The sequence below is a fragment of the Microbacterium sp. ZW3a genome (assembly GCF_057167165.1).
On record NZ_CM169903.1, the window covers coordinates 363,128 to 376,807 of the forward strand.

Sequence of the window (13,680 nt, forward strand, 5' to 3'; positions counted from 1 at the left end):
CGATCGGGCAGGAGCGGGAAAGATTCCGGTCAAAGCGCGATACTAACGGAAATACTACGGATGCCGCCAGAGTCCCGGTTCGACTGCCTGGTACTGTCGGGCGCATGTCCGACGGTTCTGCACGCCCCGCGCGGCTCGACGACACCGTCGACGCGGCGATCGTCCGCGAGATCTCGCTCGACGCGCGCGCGACGCTCGCCCACCTCTCGGAGCGGGTCGGGCTCTCGGTGTCGGCGGTGCAGTCCCGGCTCCGTCGGCTCGAGGCTCGCGGCATCGTGCGCGGCTACCGGCCGGTCCTCGACGCCGAGGCGCTCGGCCGCCCTCTCGCCGCCTTCGTCGAGATCACGCCGCTCGATCCCGCGCAGCCCGACAATGCGCCCGACCTGCTCGCGCACCTGACGGCGATCGAGGCATGTCACTCCATCGCGGGCGACGCCGCGTACATGCTCTTCGTCCGCGTACCGACGCCGCGCGACCTTGAGACGCTCATTCGCGACATCCGGTCGGCGGCGCAGGTGAACACCCGCACCACGATCGTGCTGCAGACCTTCTTCGAGGCCCGCCCCATCGAACCGGCTGACTTCCCGGCGCCGCCGTCCGCCGCCGGGTGACGACGGATACATCTCGCGACGGATGCCGCCCTCCCACCGCCCGCGTAGCGTGAGGCAAATGCGCATCTCCCTGCGTCCCCTGCTCCGGTATCAGGTGATCGTCGACCTGGTCGTCGCCGGTGTGTTCGCGCTGGTCGCGGTGGTGCTGGAGCTGGAGCCCGGCGCGGTCGGCGCCAACGTCGGAGCCGTAATCTTCGTCCTCCTCTTCGCCGCCGCACTCGGGCTGCGCCGCCTCCAGCCCGGCCTCGCGCTGTCTCTGGCGTGGGCCGCCGCCTGCGTCCAGATGGCGTTCCTGCGGTCGCCGACGCCCACCGACGTCGTCGTCTTCGCGGTGTTGTACACCACCGCCGCGTACGGCACGCGGCGGGTGTTCTGGGCGGGATTCGCGTCGGCGATCGGCGGAGCCCTCGTCGTGACGGCCTATCTGATGGCCCTGGGAGGTCAATCCCTTTTCCAGGTCGACACCGCCTTCGCCATCATCGCGGTGCTGCTGACCTCGGGGTTCGCCTTCCTGCTGTCGTGGGTGTCGGGCGCGCTCGTGCGTACGGCCCACCGCGCCGCAGCCGACGCCGAGGCGCGGCGCGCCGCCGAGGAGGCGACGATCGCCGAGCAGGAACGGGTGCGGATCGCCCGCGACATGCACGACGTCGTGGCTCACTCCCTCGCTGTCGTCATCGCCCAGGCCGACGGGGCTCGGTACGCCGCCGCGCAGGACGCCGCGGCAGCGACCGCGGCGCTGTCGACCATCTCGTCGACCGCGCGCGCGGCCCTCGGCGACGTGCGTCTCCTCCTGACACAGCTGCGGCACAGCCAGGCCCAGGGCCCTCAGCCCACCCTCGCCGACGTCGAGACCCTCTACGCCCAGGTGCGCGCCGCGGGGGTCGACCTCGCGATCGACGTCGATCCGGCCCCGCCCGGTGAACCCCCGGCGGCGATCCGGCTCGCCGTCTATCGGATCCTGCAGGAGGCACTCACGAACGCCCTGCGCCACGGAGCCGACCGGCACGTCGGCGTGCGCCTGTCGTGGATGCCCGACCGTGTCGATCTCACGGTCAGCAACATCAGTACTCCCCCCGCCACGCCCCCGCCCTCTGGCGGCCACGGCCTGATCGGCATGCGCGAGCGGGCGCAACTCGTGGGCGGAACGCTCACCGCGCAGCAGGAGCGCGGACTGTTCGTGGTTCGCGCGAGCCTGCCGATCGGGGACCCGACGTGACGGCCGGGGCCACCCCGGTGGAATCCGCCCCACGAGAGGAACCGCTCCCATGACTTCGCCGATTCGCGTCGTCCTCGTCGACGATCAGGCCCTGTTCCGCGCTGGCATCCGGATGGTGATCGATTCGCAAGACGACCTCGAGGTCGTGGGCGAGGCCTCCGACGGTCGCGAGGCGATCGAGGTGGTGCGGGCCACCCGGCCCGACATCGTTCTGATGGACGTGCGCATGCCGGTCATGGACGGTCTCACGGCCACGGCTGAGATCCTGAGGGAGCCGGGTGCTCCGCGCGTGGTGGTGCTGACCACGTTCGATCTCGACGAGGCGGCGGCGCGGGCGATCCAGCGCGGTGCCAGCGGATTCCTCCTCAAGGACTCCGATCCGGAGTTCCTGCTCTCGGCGGTGCGCACGGTGCACGCCGGGTCGGCGGTCATCGCCGCGCAGGCAACGCGCGAGCTGTTTGCACACATCGCCGAGGGCGGTGCGAAGGAGCCGGTCCCCGCGAGCTTCGCCGCGCTCACCGACCGCGAGCGCGAGATCTTCGCCCTCGCCGCCGGGGGCTTGAGCAACGCCGAGATCGCCGAGCGGGAGTACCTGTCGGAGGCCACCGTGAAGACCCACGTCAGCCGGATCCTCACGAAACTGGCGCTGCGTGATCGGGTGCAGCTGGTCGTGTTCGCCTACCGGCACGGGCTCGTCTGACCGGCCGGCCTGCTAGCCGCGTGGCCGCCGCGCGGCGCGGGCCCAGCGCTCCTCGCGCAGCGGCTCGCCCCAGCGGCAGTCCGTGCGGGTGACTCCGTCGGGACGGAAGCCGTGTTTGGCGTAGAAGGCGTGCGCGCGCGGGTTGTCGGCGAGCACCCAGAGCGTCACGGCGCCGGGGCCCAGGACGGCGTCGAGAAGAGCCGATCCGATGCCTTCGCCGTAGTGGTCGGCGATCACATACAGCGCGTAGAGCTCTTCGTCGGTGGCCGGCAGGTCGAGGTCGCGGGCCATCCCCGCCGACGCGAATCCCACGACTTCGTCGCCGACGCTCGCGACCCACGACTGACCGAGCGGCTCCGTCTCCTCGGAGAAGTCCCCGCGCAGGCGCGCGCTCCAGCGCCGCGTGGATGCCGCGACGTCGAGGCCGTCGAGGAGCGCGGACGGCACGTGTCCGGTGTGGGCTTCGCGCCACCCGCGAACGTGTACCCGCGCGATGGACGGTCCGTCGGCGGGCAGCGCTGGCCGCACGAGGACGTCGGTCATCGGTCCTGCTCGGTGGCCGTGTCGTCTCGATCGCGCTCGGGGTCGTGGGCCCAGGTGGGGGCGAGCGCGCGGATGCGCGCGGCCCGCCACTGCCACACCGCCCACAGTCCGGGCCAGAGCGCCGGGGCGACGGCACCACCGATGGTGAGCCGCTCCCGCCACAGGGTGCGCGAGGGGTCGCCCGGCACCGCCGAGACCGCCATCTGGTGGTCCCACACGTCGAGGGCGGCCAGGGGCCCGGTCAGCGGAACGCCCCAGTCGCGGAACACCCGCACCGGGCCGTGAGCGTCGCGAGTCTCGCGGTCGGCGACCGAGATGAGCTGGCGCCCCATCGGCACGATCCCCGCGGCGCGCATCTGCACCGGGACGTCGTCGCCGGACGTGAACGAGGTCGGCATCTGCTCCAACGGCTCGACATCGACGAACGGGCCGTACAGTTCGGCGACGGCGCGCGGCGAGTGCAGGGCTCGCCAGGCGGCATCCGGATCGCAGTCGATCTCGAACTTCAACAGAATGCGCATCCCCGCATTGTGCCAAGTCCGGGTGTCGGAGGGCACGGGTTGACTCGGCCGGCGAGGCGCGCTGCGGGTCGTCGTAGGCTCGAGGGATGCCGAACACCCCCGATGCACTGGCCCAGGCGAACTATCAGGTGCGGTTGGACTGGGGGATGCCGGGCCTCGAGCGACTCGCTCCGGCGCACGTCGTGGTGGTGGTGCAGACACTCGGGCTGTCGGCCCGCGCGATCGGCGCCGCGGAGCAGGGCGGGGCGAACGAGGCCGTGGCCGCGGACACCGACGCGGCGGACCGTGTCGCGCTCGCCGCCGCCGAGCGCGGCGCGCACGTCGTGGTGGGCGGAATCCGCAACGCCGCGGCGGTGGCCGCCCACGTGCTCGCGGTGCAGCACGACCGTGCCGATCGCACGAGCATCGCCGTCGTGGCCGTGGGGCAGCCCGCGGTGGTCACCGGCGGGTCGACGACCGCGGGTGAAAACGCCTCCGACCTGCGGTTCGCCGTCGAAGACCTGCTCGGGGCCGGGGCGGTCATCGCCGCGCTCGGCGACCTCGGGATCGATCACGCGTCCCCCGACGCGGCGGTGGCGGCCGAGGGCTTCCGCGCGCTCCGCGGGGCGGTGCGGCACCTGCTCACGGCGAGCGGAACCGGCCGCCTGCTCGCCGACGCGGGCGAGCGCGACACCGTGCTGGCCGCGGCCGAGCGGGACGCGGCATCCGTTGTTCCCGTCTTGCGCGAGGGCGCGTACGCCACCGCGTGACGTCAGCGTCAGCGCGGAGTGGCGGCCGCGAGCCGCGTGGCCGGGGTGATTTCGCGCTTGACCCAGGTCAGCGCGTGGCGCGGATCGAAACGGGGGGCGCACTTCGCGCACGAGGTGGGTCGGGTAGCCCGGCGGTGACGGAAGGCGACGTGGCCGGCCGGGCACGTGCCCACCCACGGGGCGAGCTCGTTCGCCGTCTCGCCGGCGTGCGTCGTGCCGCCGACGTAGCCGAGCTGCCGCGCCGTGCGCTTCCACACCGGGCCGTGTCCCGCCTCGGCGCCCGCCACCGCGTGCGCGACCTCGTGCAGGAGCGTCTGGTGATTGGTGTCGTCGTCGTAGCGGGCAGCGAGATACCGCGAGACGCTGATGCGTCGCCGGCCGTAGTCGCAGAGCCCCGCTCGGCGCTTGGCGTTGTCGAACGCGAACGACCACGAGTCGTCGAGGTGCAGGGCGATCAGTGCCTCTGCCCACACGCGCACACGCTGCAGATCGGACATGACGGGAACGGTAGCGGGGGGCTCCGACGTCAGCTCGCCACGACGGCGCGCGAACGTCGCCGGTCGGCGGCGTCGATGGCCAGGAGGGTCGACTCCAGTTCGGCGTCGGACGCGCCGGCGTTCTGACGCAGGAACAGCGCGCGTTTGAAGTCGCGGCGCGCGGCGTCGTAGTCGCCCTCGTCGTAGTGCACCTTGCCGCGGTGCTGCAGGGCGAACGCGGCGATCCCCGACCAGCCCTGTCCTTCGGCCTCTTCGGCGCACATCGTCAGCTCCTGCTCGGCCGCGGCGAACGCGCCGCGGCACTGCTGGATGGTGGCGTGGAGGATGCGGGCGCGCAGCAGATCGCGGCGGGTCCCGGCCATGCGGGCCACCCGCACCGACTGCTCCGAGATGGCGAGGGCCTCGTCGAACCGGTCGAGCACCTTGAGCAACCACACGCGCTCGAGCAGGGCGGGGAGGCTGCGCAGCGAGCCGATCTCCTCGAGGCGCTCCGCACACTCGCGAGAGTCGGTGATCTCACGCAACGTGTCGGGGTCGTACCCGCGGATATAGCTCACCGTCGCTCCTCTCGAGTGGTCGTGGCCTCCAGTCTGCGGTGCCTCCGCTCGCGAAGCGGACGCGCCACGCGGTCACCGCTCGAAGATGGATGCCGAGGGCTTGGGCGAGGGCGTCGCGTCGGCATCCGTCGCCGGCCGTGCGCCGCGGATGAACTCCTCGATCTCCGCTCCCTGGGCCACTTTCGCGGGGTGGGGGCCGGCGGCCATGAGCCGCGGGAGCCACTCGACCGGCAGCGGTGCGGCGGACGCGGCGACGACGAGATTGCCGAACCGGCGGCCCTTGAGCACCTGCACCTCGGCGAGCACGATCACCTCGGGGAGGACCTCGCGCACCGTCGCGACCTGTCGGCGGGCGAAGGTGAGGCCCGGGCCGTCCGAGACGTTGACCAGCAGCACGCCGTCGGGGGAGAGGAGCGCCGCAGCTTCGCGGTAGAACTCCACCGTGGTGAGGTGTGCGGGGGTCTGCGCGCCCGAGTAGACGTCGCTGACGAGGAGGTCGACCGCACCGGTGAGGCCGCCGGGAAGGCGCCCCAGGCCCGCGCGGGCATCGCCGATGCGCACCCGCAGGGCGGCGCCGCGGGGGAGGGGGATGTTCTCGCGCACGAGGTCCCACAGCGCCGGTTCGAGCTCGATCACCTGCTGCCGCGATCCGGGTCGCGTCGCCTCGACGTACCGGGGGAGGGTCAGCGCCCCCGCGCCCAGGTGCACCGCGGTCAGGGGCTGTCCCGGCATCCGGAGTCGATCGATCACCGCGCCCATGCGCGCGACGTATTCGAAGTGCAGGTGGGTCGGGTCGTCGAGGTCGACGTGCGACTGGGGGGTGCCGTCCACGACGAGCTCCCACCCCGAGACGAACGTCGACGCGGTCACGCGCGCGACCGAGCCGTCGGAGAGACGTGCCGTCGGGGCGTCGTCGGGTTCTACGCGCATACGAGCCATGGCATCCACGCTAGGCCCCCGTCGCCTCACGCGGGGGAGGGGAGCGGGACGGACGTCGTTGCGTGCGGGGTGAGGAGGGTGACGGTGTCGTCGGGGAGCGGCGTCCAGCCGTCGAGGGGGATGCCGGTCGTCGCGACGACGCGCGCCCCCGACGGGGTCTGGCGTGTGTACAGGCGGTTGTAGCCGTCGTCGTGACCGGGCGGGAGGTCGGTGGGGGCGATGCCGCGCGCGGCGAAGGCGGCCAGCGGCGCGGGGCGTCCGGCGGAGGACTGCGCGGCGACGACGGCCGACGGGGTGAGGAGGAGGGCGTTCAGGCACGCGTCGGGGTACAGCGCCCGCACCGCGGCCACGGCGTCCGCGAGCGCCGACGGGTCGATGTCGCCGTCCGGAGGAATCGCCCGTCGGACGCGGGCGAAGTACAGCTCGCTGTCGTTGCCCCCGCGCAGGCGCGCGCGTTCGTCGTCGGTGAGCCGTTCCCGGAGCAGCGTCGCGGGGACCAGGGCGCCGTTGTGCTGGAACGCGCACCCGGCGCGAAGGAACGGTTGGGCCTCGGCCTCGCTCGTGCCGGTCCCCGCGCTGCCGAACCGCAGGTACAGCAGCGCGGCGGACGAGCGGACCGGCACGGCGCTCGCGAGTTCGGCGGCGGTGGCCCGTCGACCCGTCGCGACGCAGGCCGACACCGTGCCTGCTGCACGCCACGCCGCCCCCCAGCCGTCGGCGTGCACGCGGGACAGGTCCGCGAAGGCCGAGAGCGTGTCGGCGCCCGTCGCCGTGGTGGTGTCGGACGGGGTGGGGGCGACCCAGGCGAGCATCCGTGACATGGCACCTCCCAGAGTGCATTCCAGATTGGATCCAGATGTAATATGTTTGGATCCTACCCGGAGGTTGTCCGTCCCTCATGAATCCACTCCCCACCGCAGACGCCGCGCTCCCCGCGGCACCCGCGATCCTCGCGGGCGGATCCTCCATCGACGTCGCCGCGGAGCGGCGCGCCACAACGGGATCGACCCTCGCCAGCCACTTCAATGCCGCCGGGGCCGCCCTCCCCTCGCACGGGGTTGTCGCGACCGTCGTCGACCACCTCCGGCTGGAGGAGACCCGGGGCGGATACGAGGCCGCGGCCGAGCGCCGGAGCCGCATCGACGACGTGTACACCTCGGCCGCGACCCTCGTGGGTGCCTCGGCCGCCGAGATCGCGCTGTTCGACAGTGCGTCGACGGGACTACGCGTGCTCTTCGACGCCCTGCGCCCCGCCCGCGGCCACCGCATCGTCGCCTCCAGCAGCACGTACGTCAGCCACGCACTGCACCTCATGAGCATCGCGCGAGAGCACGACGTCGACCTCGTGGTCGCCCCCTACGACGACCGGCGCCGCGTCGACGTCGCCGCGCTCGATGCCCTTCTCTCGGACGGGGTACCGTCGATCGTGACGGTCGCCCACGTTCCCACCTCGTCCGGGCTCGTCGAGCCGGCCGCGCAGATCGGGGAGGTCGTGCAGCGCTACGGCGGGACGTACATCCTCGACGCCACCCAGTCGGTCGGGCATCTCGCCGTCGACGTGAGCGAGATCGGATGCGACGTGATGGTGACGACGGGGCGCAAGTTCCTCCGCGCGCCGCGCGGCACCGGATTCGCCTACGTGCGCGACGCGCTGCGCGACCGGCTCCTGCCCGTCGCGCCGGATGTGCGCGGGGCGCGCTGGACCTCGGGCACGACGTGGGAGGTGGACGCGTCGGCGCGGCGGTATGAGACGTGGGAGGGGGCCGTCGCCGCCCGCCTGGGCCTGGGCGCCGCGCTCGACGAGGCCCTCGCGCGCGGTGTCGTCGAGACCGAGGCCTGGCTCGTCGATGCCGGACGACGCCTCCGCGCCGCCCTGTCCGAGCTCGAGGGCGTCACCGTCGCCGACCCCGACGGCACGCGGTCGGCCATCGTGACGTTCGTCGTCGACGGGGTCGACTCCGCCGAAGCCGTCGTCCGTCTCGCGCGCCACGGGGTGCGCGTGGTCTCGGTGCCCGCGACCCACGGGCAGTGGGACCTGGGGGATCGCGGCGTGCCGAGCGTCGTGCGCGCCTCCCCCCACGTCTACAACGACGACAGCGATGTTGCGGCCCTCGTCGACGGCGTGGCCGCCCTCGTGACGGGAGGAGCGCGATGACCGCCGCGGTGTCCGCCGACGTGGTCGTGCTGGGTCTCGGCATCCACGGGACGGCGACCGCCGCGAGCCTCGCCCGCCGCGGCCTGCGCGTGGTCGGCATCGACCGGTTCTCTCCGGGCCACGGCCGCGGCTCGTCGCACGGCCGCACCCGCATGATCCGGCGTGCGTACCCGAACCCGGCGTGGAACCCGCTCGTCGAGCGGGCGTTCGCCGCGTGGGAGTCGCTCGAACGCGACTCCGGCGAGGTGCTGCTGCATCGCACCGGGGGGCTGTACGCCCACGCCGGTGAATCCCAGCTCCAGGGCCCGGACTGCGTCCTCGTCGATGACCCCGCCGACATGGCATCCCGCATGCCCTCGTTCGCGGTGCCCGCGGGCTATCGCGCGGTGTACGACCCGTCCGCGGGCGTCATCGAGGCCGAGCGAGCGGTGAGCGCGCTGCGGCGGATCGCCGCGGCGGCCGGCGCCGATCTGCGCGACGGGGAACGCGTCTTCGGGTGGGACAGCGCACCCGGTGGCGTCGAGGTGCGCACCGATCGCGGCGTCGTCCGCGCGGCCCGGCTCGTGGTGGCCGGCGGCCCGTGGGCCGCGCCCCTCGTGCCGGCACTGTCCGACCTCGTCGAGGTGTGGCGGATCCTGACCCTCACGGTGCGTCCGGGGCAAGCGGCGGGAATGCCGCCCGCGCTCGGGGCCTTCTCGGTCGATCGTCCCGAGGGCCTGGTCTTCGGCATCCCGGATGCCGACGGCAACGGCGTCAAGCTGGGGGTGGATGCCGGAGAGGTCTGGGACCCCGAGACGCCGGTAGCCCCGCCGACCGCGGCCGAGGTGGAGGCCCTGCGGGACCTCCTGCACCTCTACGTGCCCGCTCTCGACACCGCCCCCGTCGAGGCGGCGTCGTGCCTGTACACGATGACCGAGGACAAGCGCTTCATCATCGGTCCGCTCGCCGAGACTCCCGAGGTCATCGCGGTCTCGGCCTGCTCGGGCCACGGTTTCAAGTTCGGTCCCGCGCTGGGCGACGCCGTCGCCGATCTATGCGAGGGCATCGAGCGACCCGACCTCGATTTCATCTCGACCGCCCGACGGGGGATCTGACATGACCGTCGCACTCGCCGCCCCCCACGCCGCCGCCGTCGAGGCGGGACGCTCGGCCGTCGCCGCCGGTGGCAACGCGCTCGACGCCGCGCTCGCCGCGGCCGTGATGCTCACCGTCGTCTACCCGCACCAGTGCGCTGTCGGCGGTGACCTCATCGCCCTCGTCCGCCACCCCGACGGCGCCACGACCGCCGTCGTCGCCGCCGGCACCGCCCCCGCGGCCGTCGCCGAGGCGGCCGCCGGGTGGAGCGAGGTCCCTCGGGCGGGGGCGGGGTCGGTGACCGTTCCCGGCATCCTCGCCGGGTGGCGCGCGATCGCCGCCCAGGGTGCGGCGCTGCCGCTCGCGGACGCGTTCGAGGCCGCGGCCGTCGTCGCCGACGCGGGCACGCCGGTCAGCGCGGGTCTCGCGCGGGCCCTCGTCTCGCGCGCCGACGCGATCGCCGCCGATGCGGGGCTGCGTGCCGTCTTCACCCGCGCGGGCGAGCCGCTGACCGAGGGCGATGCGCTGGTGCAGCCGGCGCTGGCGCGCTCGCTCCGGCGCCTGGCGGTCGACCCCGACGACTTCTACACCGGCGACATCGCTCGCTCGCTCGTGCGGACGCTCCGCGCCGACGCGGGCACCCACACGGTCGACGACTTCGCGGCCTACCGCCCCCAGGTGGTGCCCGCGCTGAGCGAGACGATCGACGGCGCGGAGTGGAGCGTGGCCCCGCCGCCCTCGGTCGGCATCGTGCTGCTCGGCGTCGCCGCCGCCTCCGACCGCGACCCGGGCGACGCGGCCCTGCTGGAGGCGAGCGTTCGCGGCGCGCACGCCCGCGGAGCGCACCTCGGCGACCCGCTCGCCGGTCCCATCGATCTCGACGCTTTGCTGGCGCTGGAGGGCCGTCTCCCGGGTGGGCCCGGGGAACCGCGCCCCCAGGGTGACACCGCCGCGGTGGTCGCCACCGACGACGAGGGCTGGTCGGTGACCATCGTGCAGAGCGTCTACCAGACGTTCGGTTCCGGCCTCCTCGACCCCGAGACCGGCATCCTGCTGCACAACCGCGGCAGCGCGTTCTCGCTCGACCCGGCCTCGCCGGCCGCGCTCCGGCCCGGGGCGCGCCCGCCCCACACCCTCACCCCGGCGATCATCGATCGGGGCGAGGTCACGGTGGTGGCCGGATGCCAGGGCGGACGGGCCCAGCCGTGGATCCTCGCCCAGCTGCTCCCCGACTCGACCGATCCCGCCGCCGACCTCGACGAGCTGCTCGCCCGCCCGCGCTGGGTGATCGGCGACCGCGACCTGGGACACGACCGCCTGACGCTCGTGACCGAGCCGGGTGCACCCGACGCCGTCGTCGAGCGCGCCGAGGCCCTCGGTCTGGGCCTCGCCGCGTTCCCCGGCCCCGCCGACGAGGCCGGACACGTGCAACTGGTCCGCCGGATCGCGACCGCGGGGGTGCGCGATGCCGCGAGCGACCCGCGGGCCGACGGCGTCGCCGTGCTGATCCCCGCCCCCGCTTCCCCGCACGACACGAAGGAGACCCGATGAGCACCGACCGGTACTGGAGCGACCCCCTCACCCCGAGCGAGATCGTCGAGATCACCGCGCTCGTGCGCGCGGACGAGCGCATCGGATCGGAGCCGCGGTTCTGGGGCATCGCCGTCGAGGAGGGGCTGGCCCGCAGCCTCGCCCCCGGCCAGGGGCGACCGGTGCGCCTGGTGGTCATGAACCCCGCCGCCCACGCCGCGTGGGAGGTGACCGGCTGGACCGCCGGCACGGACCGGCCGGCCTCGCTCGGGTCGTGGAGCCCCGTGGATGCCAAGCGCCCCGGCGTCTCGAGCGACGAGGCGCGCGCGATCGCCCGCGCGGCCCGCGAGCACCCGCTCCTCAAGGAGGCCCTCGCCAAGCGCGGCATCACCGACACGACGCACGTGTGGGTGGACCCCGAGTCGATCACCGGCTTCGAGCCGGAGGACCTCCTGGACCGGCGCCTGTCGTGGGGCACGGTCTGGTACCGCGAGAGCGCGGACGACAACGGCTACGCGCGCCCGGTCGCCGGCCTCGTGCCGATCCTCGACCTCGAAACGCTCGACATCATCCGGATCGAGGACCACGGCGTCATCCCCATGGCGAGCGAGGGCGGCAACTACCGCTCGGGCACCTGGGGTCCGGACCGCACCGTCGCCCCGCTGGAGATCACCCAGCCCGAGGGCCCGGGCTTCACCGTCGAGGGCCACAAGGTCTCGTGGCAGAACTGGTCGTTCCGCATCGGCTTCACGCACCGCGAGGGTCTCGTGCTGCACGACATCGCCTACCGCGACGGTGACGTCGAGCGTCCGGTCCTCCGGCGCGCGGCGGTCAACGAGATGTACGTCCCGTACCTCGACTCCGACCCCACGGCCTACCGCAAGAACTTCTTCGACTGGGGCGAGTACGGAGCCGGCCCGCTCACGGCATCCCTCGAACTCGGATGCGACTGCCTCGGCGAGATCCACTACTTCGACGCGCACGTGCTCGACGGCCTCGGCGAGGCCCAGACGATCACGAACGGCGTGTGCCTGCACGAGGAGGACTCCTCGATCCTGTGGAAGCACGTCAACACGCGCACCGGCGAGGCGGATGTTCGCCGCTCGCGCCGCCTCGTGATCTCGTTCTTCGCCACCGTCGCCAACTACGACTACGGCTTCTACTGGTCGCTGTACCAGGACGGCTCGATCGAGCTGGAGATCAAGCTCACCGGCATCCTGTCGGTCTCCGGAATCGACGACGGCAAGATGCCCGCGTTCGGCCGCATGGTGAGTCCCAACGTCCAGGCCCCCACGCACCAGCACTACTTCGCCGTGCGCATGGACACCGCGATCGACGGCCCGAAGAACCGCCTGGTCGAGGTGCACGCCGAGGTCGAGGAGGACGAGGAGCTCAACCCCTGGGGTAACGCCGTCAAGATGGTGTCGGAGGTCATCGCGTCCGAGAAGGATGCCGGCCGCATGGCCGACGCGTCTCGTGCGGTGCACTGGCGGGTCGAGAACACCGAGCGCACCAACCGCTTCGGCGAGAACACCGCCTACCGCCTCTCGGCGATGCACACCACGCGCCTGTTCGCCCGGCCCGGGAGCGTCGTCGCGCGCAAGGCGCCGTTCGTCTCGAAGCACCTGTGGGCCACCGCGTACGACCCGGCCGAGCGCTTCATCACGGGCGACTACCCCAACCAGGCGCCGCTGGAGGCCGAGGGCATCACCGCGTGGCAGCAGGCGGACCGCCCGCTCGACGGGGCGGAGCTGGTGCTCTGGCCGATCGTCGGCGTGCACCACTACCCCAAGCCCGAAGAGTGGCCGATCATGCCGGTGCACCGCATCGGTCTGCGGTTCGAGCCCGACGGCTTCTTCACCCGCAACCCCTCGCTCGACCTGCCGCCGTCCTCGGGCGGCGACCACTGCCACGCGCCCACCCCGGGAGCGGGCGGTGCGGTGGCCGAGGGCCACGCGCTCCACGGGCATGACGCGGGCGGTCACGAGCACTCCTGCCACTGATGGGGGAGGTGCTGCACGCCGGGGCGTTGGTGGCGACGGCGGCGGGCGCGTGCTGCGTCGCCGCCGACCGCCCCGCGTCACGCGTGCGTGAGCTCCTGATCGCCGCGCTCATGCTCCTCGCGATGGGCGACATGGTCGTCGGCGGCGGGCGGGTGCCGGCCGTGTTCTGGGCAGCGGCGCTCCTCGTCGCGGCGTTGATCTCGGTGGCTCCGGGGCCGGCGCGGCGCGGTGCCGAGCGGAGGATGCGGGCGTTCGACGCCCTGGGCGCCGTGCTCATGGCGGCGCTCTTGCTGGCCGCGCACGTTCCGGCATCCCCCGGTTCGTCCCATCACGGATCGGCCGCGGTGCCGCTCGTGCTGCTCACCGTTGTCGGGGTGGCGGCGTATGCCGTGGGCGGTGTCGTGTTGTTCGCCACGACGCATCGCGAGCGTCCGCTGATCGTGCGGCTGCCGCCGCTGGCGATGGGCGCGTCGGCGGTGCTGATGGCGGTGCCGCTGGCGCTGGGGTGATCGCGCCGCGCGAGGGTCGGGCGCGGGCTGAACCTTCGCCTATCGCCGCTGCTCCGCGGACTTACTGAGACTGACG

Annotated in this window: 15 protein-coding genes; 9 read left to right on the plus strand and 6 right to left on the minus strand. The window is 73.3% G+C overall.

The genetic code is table 11. The features are described from left to right. The first annotated feature begins 104 nt into the window (after positions 1 to 104). Genes ACU6WY_RS01745 through ACU6WY_RS01755 form a run of 3 tightly spaced genes read left to right on the plus strand, consistent with a single transcriptional unit; the run spans position 105 to position 2,527 of the window. Complete coding sequence (locus tag ACU6WY_RS01745; RefSeq protein WP_483820763.1) at positions 105 to 611, plus strand: Lrp/AsnC family transcriptional regulator; 507 nt, start codon at positions 105 to 107, stop codon at positions 609 to 611. 58 nt (positions 612 to 669) lie between these two features. Further along, a complete protein-coding gene (locus ACU6WY_RS01750) occupies positions 670 to 1,827 on the plus strand; it encodes a sensor histidine kinase (RefSeq protein ID WP_483820764.1) in 1,158 nt (385 codons plus the stop codon). Between the two features lie 49 nt (positions 1,828 to 1,876). Next, positions 1,877 to 2,527 carry a response regulator gene (locus ACU6WY_RS01755; RefSeq protein ID WP_483820765.1) on the plus strand — a complete coding sequence of 217 codons (651 nt, stop codon included), beginning with the start codon at positions 1,877 to 1,879 and terminating at the stop codon, positions 2,525 to 2,527. 12 nt (positions 2,528 to 2,539) lie between these two features. Here ACU6WY_RS01755 and ACU6WY_RS01760 read toward each other — a convergent pair whose 3' ends face one another. Then, positions 2,540 to 3,070, minus strand: a complete 531-nt coding sequence (locus ACU6WY_RS01760; protein WP_483820766.1) for an N-acetyltransferase family protein — start codon at positions 3,068 to 3,070, stop codon at positions 2,540 to 2,542. Beyond that, on the minus strand, positions 3,067 to 3,591 hold the full coding sequence (locus ACU6WY_RS01765) for a hypothetical protein (protein ID WP_483820767.1): 525 nt from the start codon (positions 3,589 to 3,591) through the stop codon (positions 3,067 to 3,069). Before ACU6WY_RS01765 ends, ACU6WY_RS01760 begins: the two co-directional genes overlap by 4 nt. A gap of 86 nt (positions 3,592 to 3,677) precedes the next feature. Here ACU6WY_RS01765 and ACU6WY_RS01770 point away from each other — a divergent pair, with 86 nt between their 5' ends. Further along, positions 3,678 to 4,340 carry a 2-phosphosulfolactate phosphatase gene (locus ACU6WY_RS01770; protein ID WP_483820768.1) on the plus strand — a complete coding sequence of 221 codons (663 nt, stop codon included), beginning with the start codon at positions 3,678 to 3,680 and terminating at the stop codon, positions 4,338 to 4,340. Between the two features lie 8 nt (positions 4,341 to 4,348). On the opposite strand, the gene ACU6WY_RS01775 is transcribed toward ACU6WY_RS01770, so the two are convergent. The 4 genes from ACU6WY_RS01775 to ACU6WY_RS01790 all read right to left on the minus strand — a co-directional run bounded on the left by ACU6WY_RS01775 (position 4,349) and on the right by ACU6WY_RS01790 (position 7,154). Further along, complete coding sequence (locus ACU6WY_RS01775) at positions 4,349 to 4,837, minus strand: SprT-like domain-containing protein (protein WP_483820769.1); 489 nt, start codon at positions 4,835 to 4,837, stop codon at positions 4,349 to 4,351. A 29-nt stretch (positions 4,838 to 4,866) separates the two neighbouring features. Beyond that, on the minus strand, positions 4,867 to 5,394 hold the full coding sequence (locus ACU6WY_RS01780; RefSeq protein WP_483820770.1) for a tetratricopeptide repeat protein: 528 nt from the start codon (positions 5,392 to 5,394) through the stop codon (positions 4,867 to 4,869). A 72-nt stretch (positions 5,395 to 5,466) separates the two neighbouring features. After that, positions 5,467 to 6,333, minus strand: coding sequence for a spermidine synthase (locus tag ACU6WY_RS01785; protein WP_483820771.1), 867 nt, complete (start codon positions 6,331 to 6,333; stop codon positions 5,467 to 5,469). Positions 6,334 to 6,359: 26 nt separating this feature from the next. Then, the gene (locus tag ACU6WY_RS01790) at positions 6,360 to 7,154 is read right to left on the minus strand and encodes a class II glutamine amidotransferase (protein WP_483820772.1); all 795 of its coding nucleotides are present in this window, start codon (positions 7,152 to 7,154) and stop codon (positions 6,360 to 6,362) included. 77 nt (positions 7,155 to 7,231) lie between these two features. On the opposite strand from ACU6WY_RS01790, the gene ACU6WY_RS01795 reads away from it, so the two are divergent. From ACU6WY_RS01795 to ACU6WY_RS01815, 5 genes are read left to right on the plus strand one after another with little or no spacing between them, the layout of a single operon-like run. Beyond that, a complete protein-coding gene (locus ACU6WY_RS01795; protein ID WP_483820773.1) occupies positions 7,232 to 8,488 on the plus strand; it encodes an aminotransferase class V-fold PLP-dependent enzyme in 1,257 nt (418 codons plus the stop codon). Beyond that, positions 8,485 to 9,582, plus strand: coding sequence for an N-methyl-L-tryptophan oxidase (solA, locus tag ACU6WY_RS01800; protein ID WP_483820774.1), 1,098 nt, complete (start codon positions 8,485 to 8,487; stop codon positions 9,580 to 9,582). The genes ACU6WY_RS01795 and solA overlap by 4 nt, the downstream gene beginning before the upstream one ends. Position 9,583: 1 nt before the next feature. Continuing rightward, a complete protein-coding gene (locus ACU6WY_RS01805; RefSeq protein ID WP_483820775.1) occupies positions 9,584 to 11,113 on the plus strand; it encodes a gamma-glutamyltransferase in 1,530 nt (509 codons plus the stop codon). Beyond that, positions 11,110 to 13,095, plus strand: coding sequence for a primary-amine oxidase (locus tag ACU6WY_RS01810; RefSeq protein ID WP_483820776.1), 1,986 nt, complete (start codon positions 11,110 to 11,112; stop codon positions 13,093 to 13,095). Before ACU6WY_RS01805 ends, ACU6WY_RS01810 begins: the two co-directional genes overlap by 4 nt. Continuing rightward, a complete protein-coding gene (locus ACU6WY_RS01815; RefSeq protein ID WP_483820777.1) occupies positions 13,095 to 13,604 on the plus strand; it encodes a hypothetical protein in 510 nt (169 codons plus the stop codon). The genes ACU6WY_RS01810 and ACU6WY_RS01815 overlap by 1 nt, the downstream gene beginning before the upstream one ends. Positions 13,605 to 13,680 lie beyond the last annotated feature (76 nt).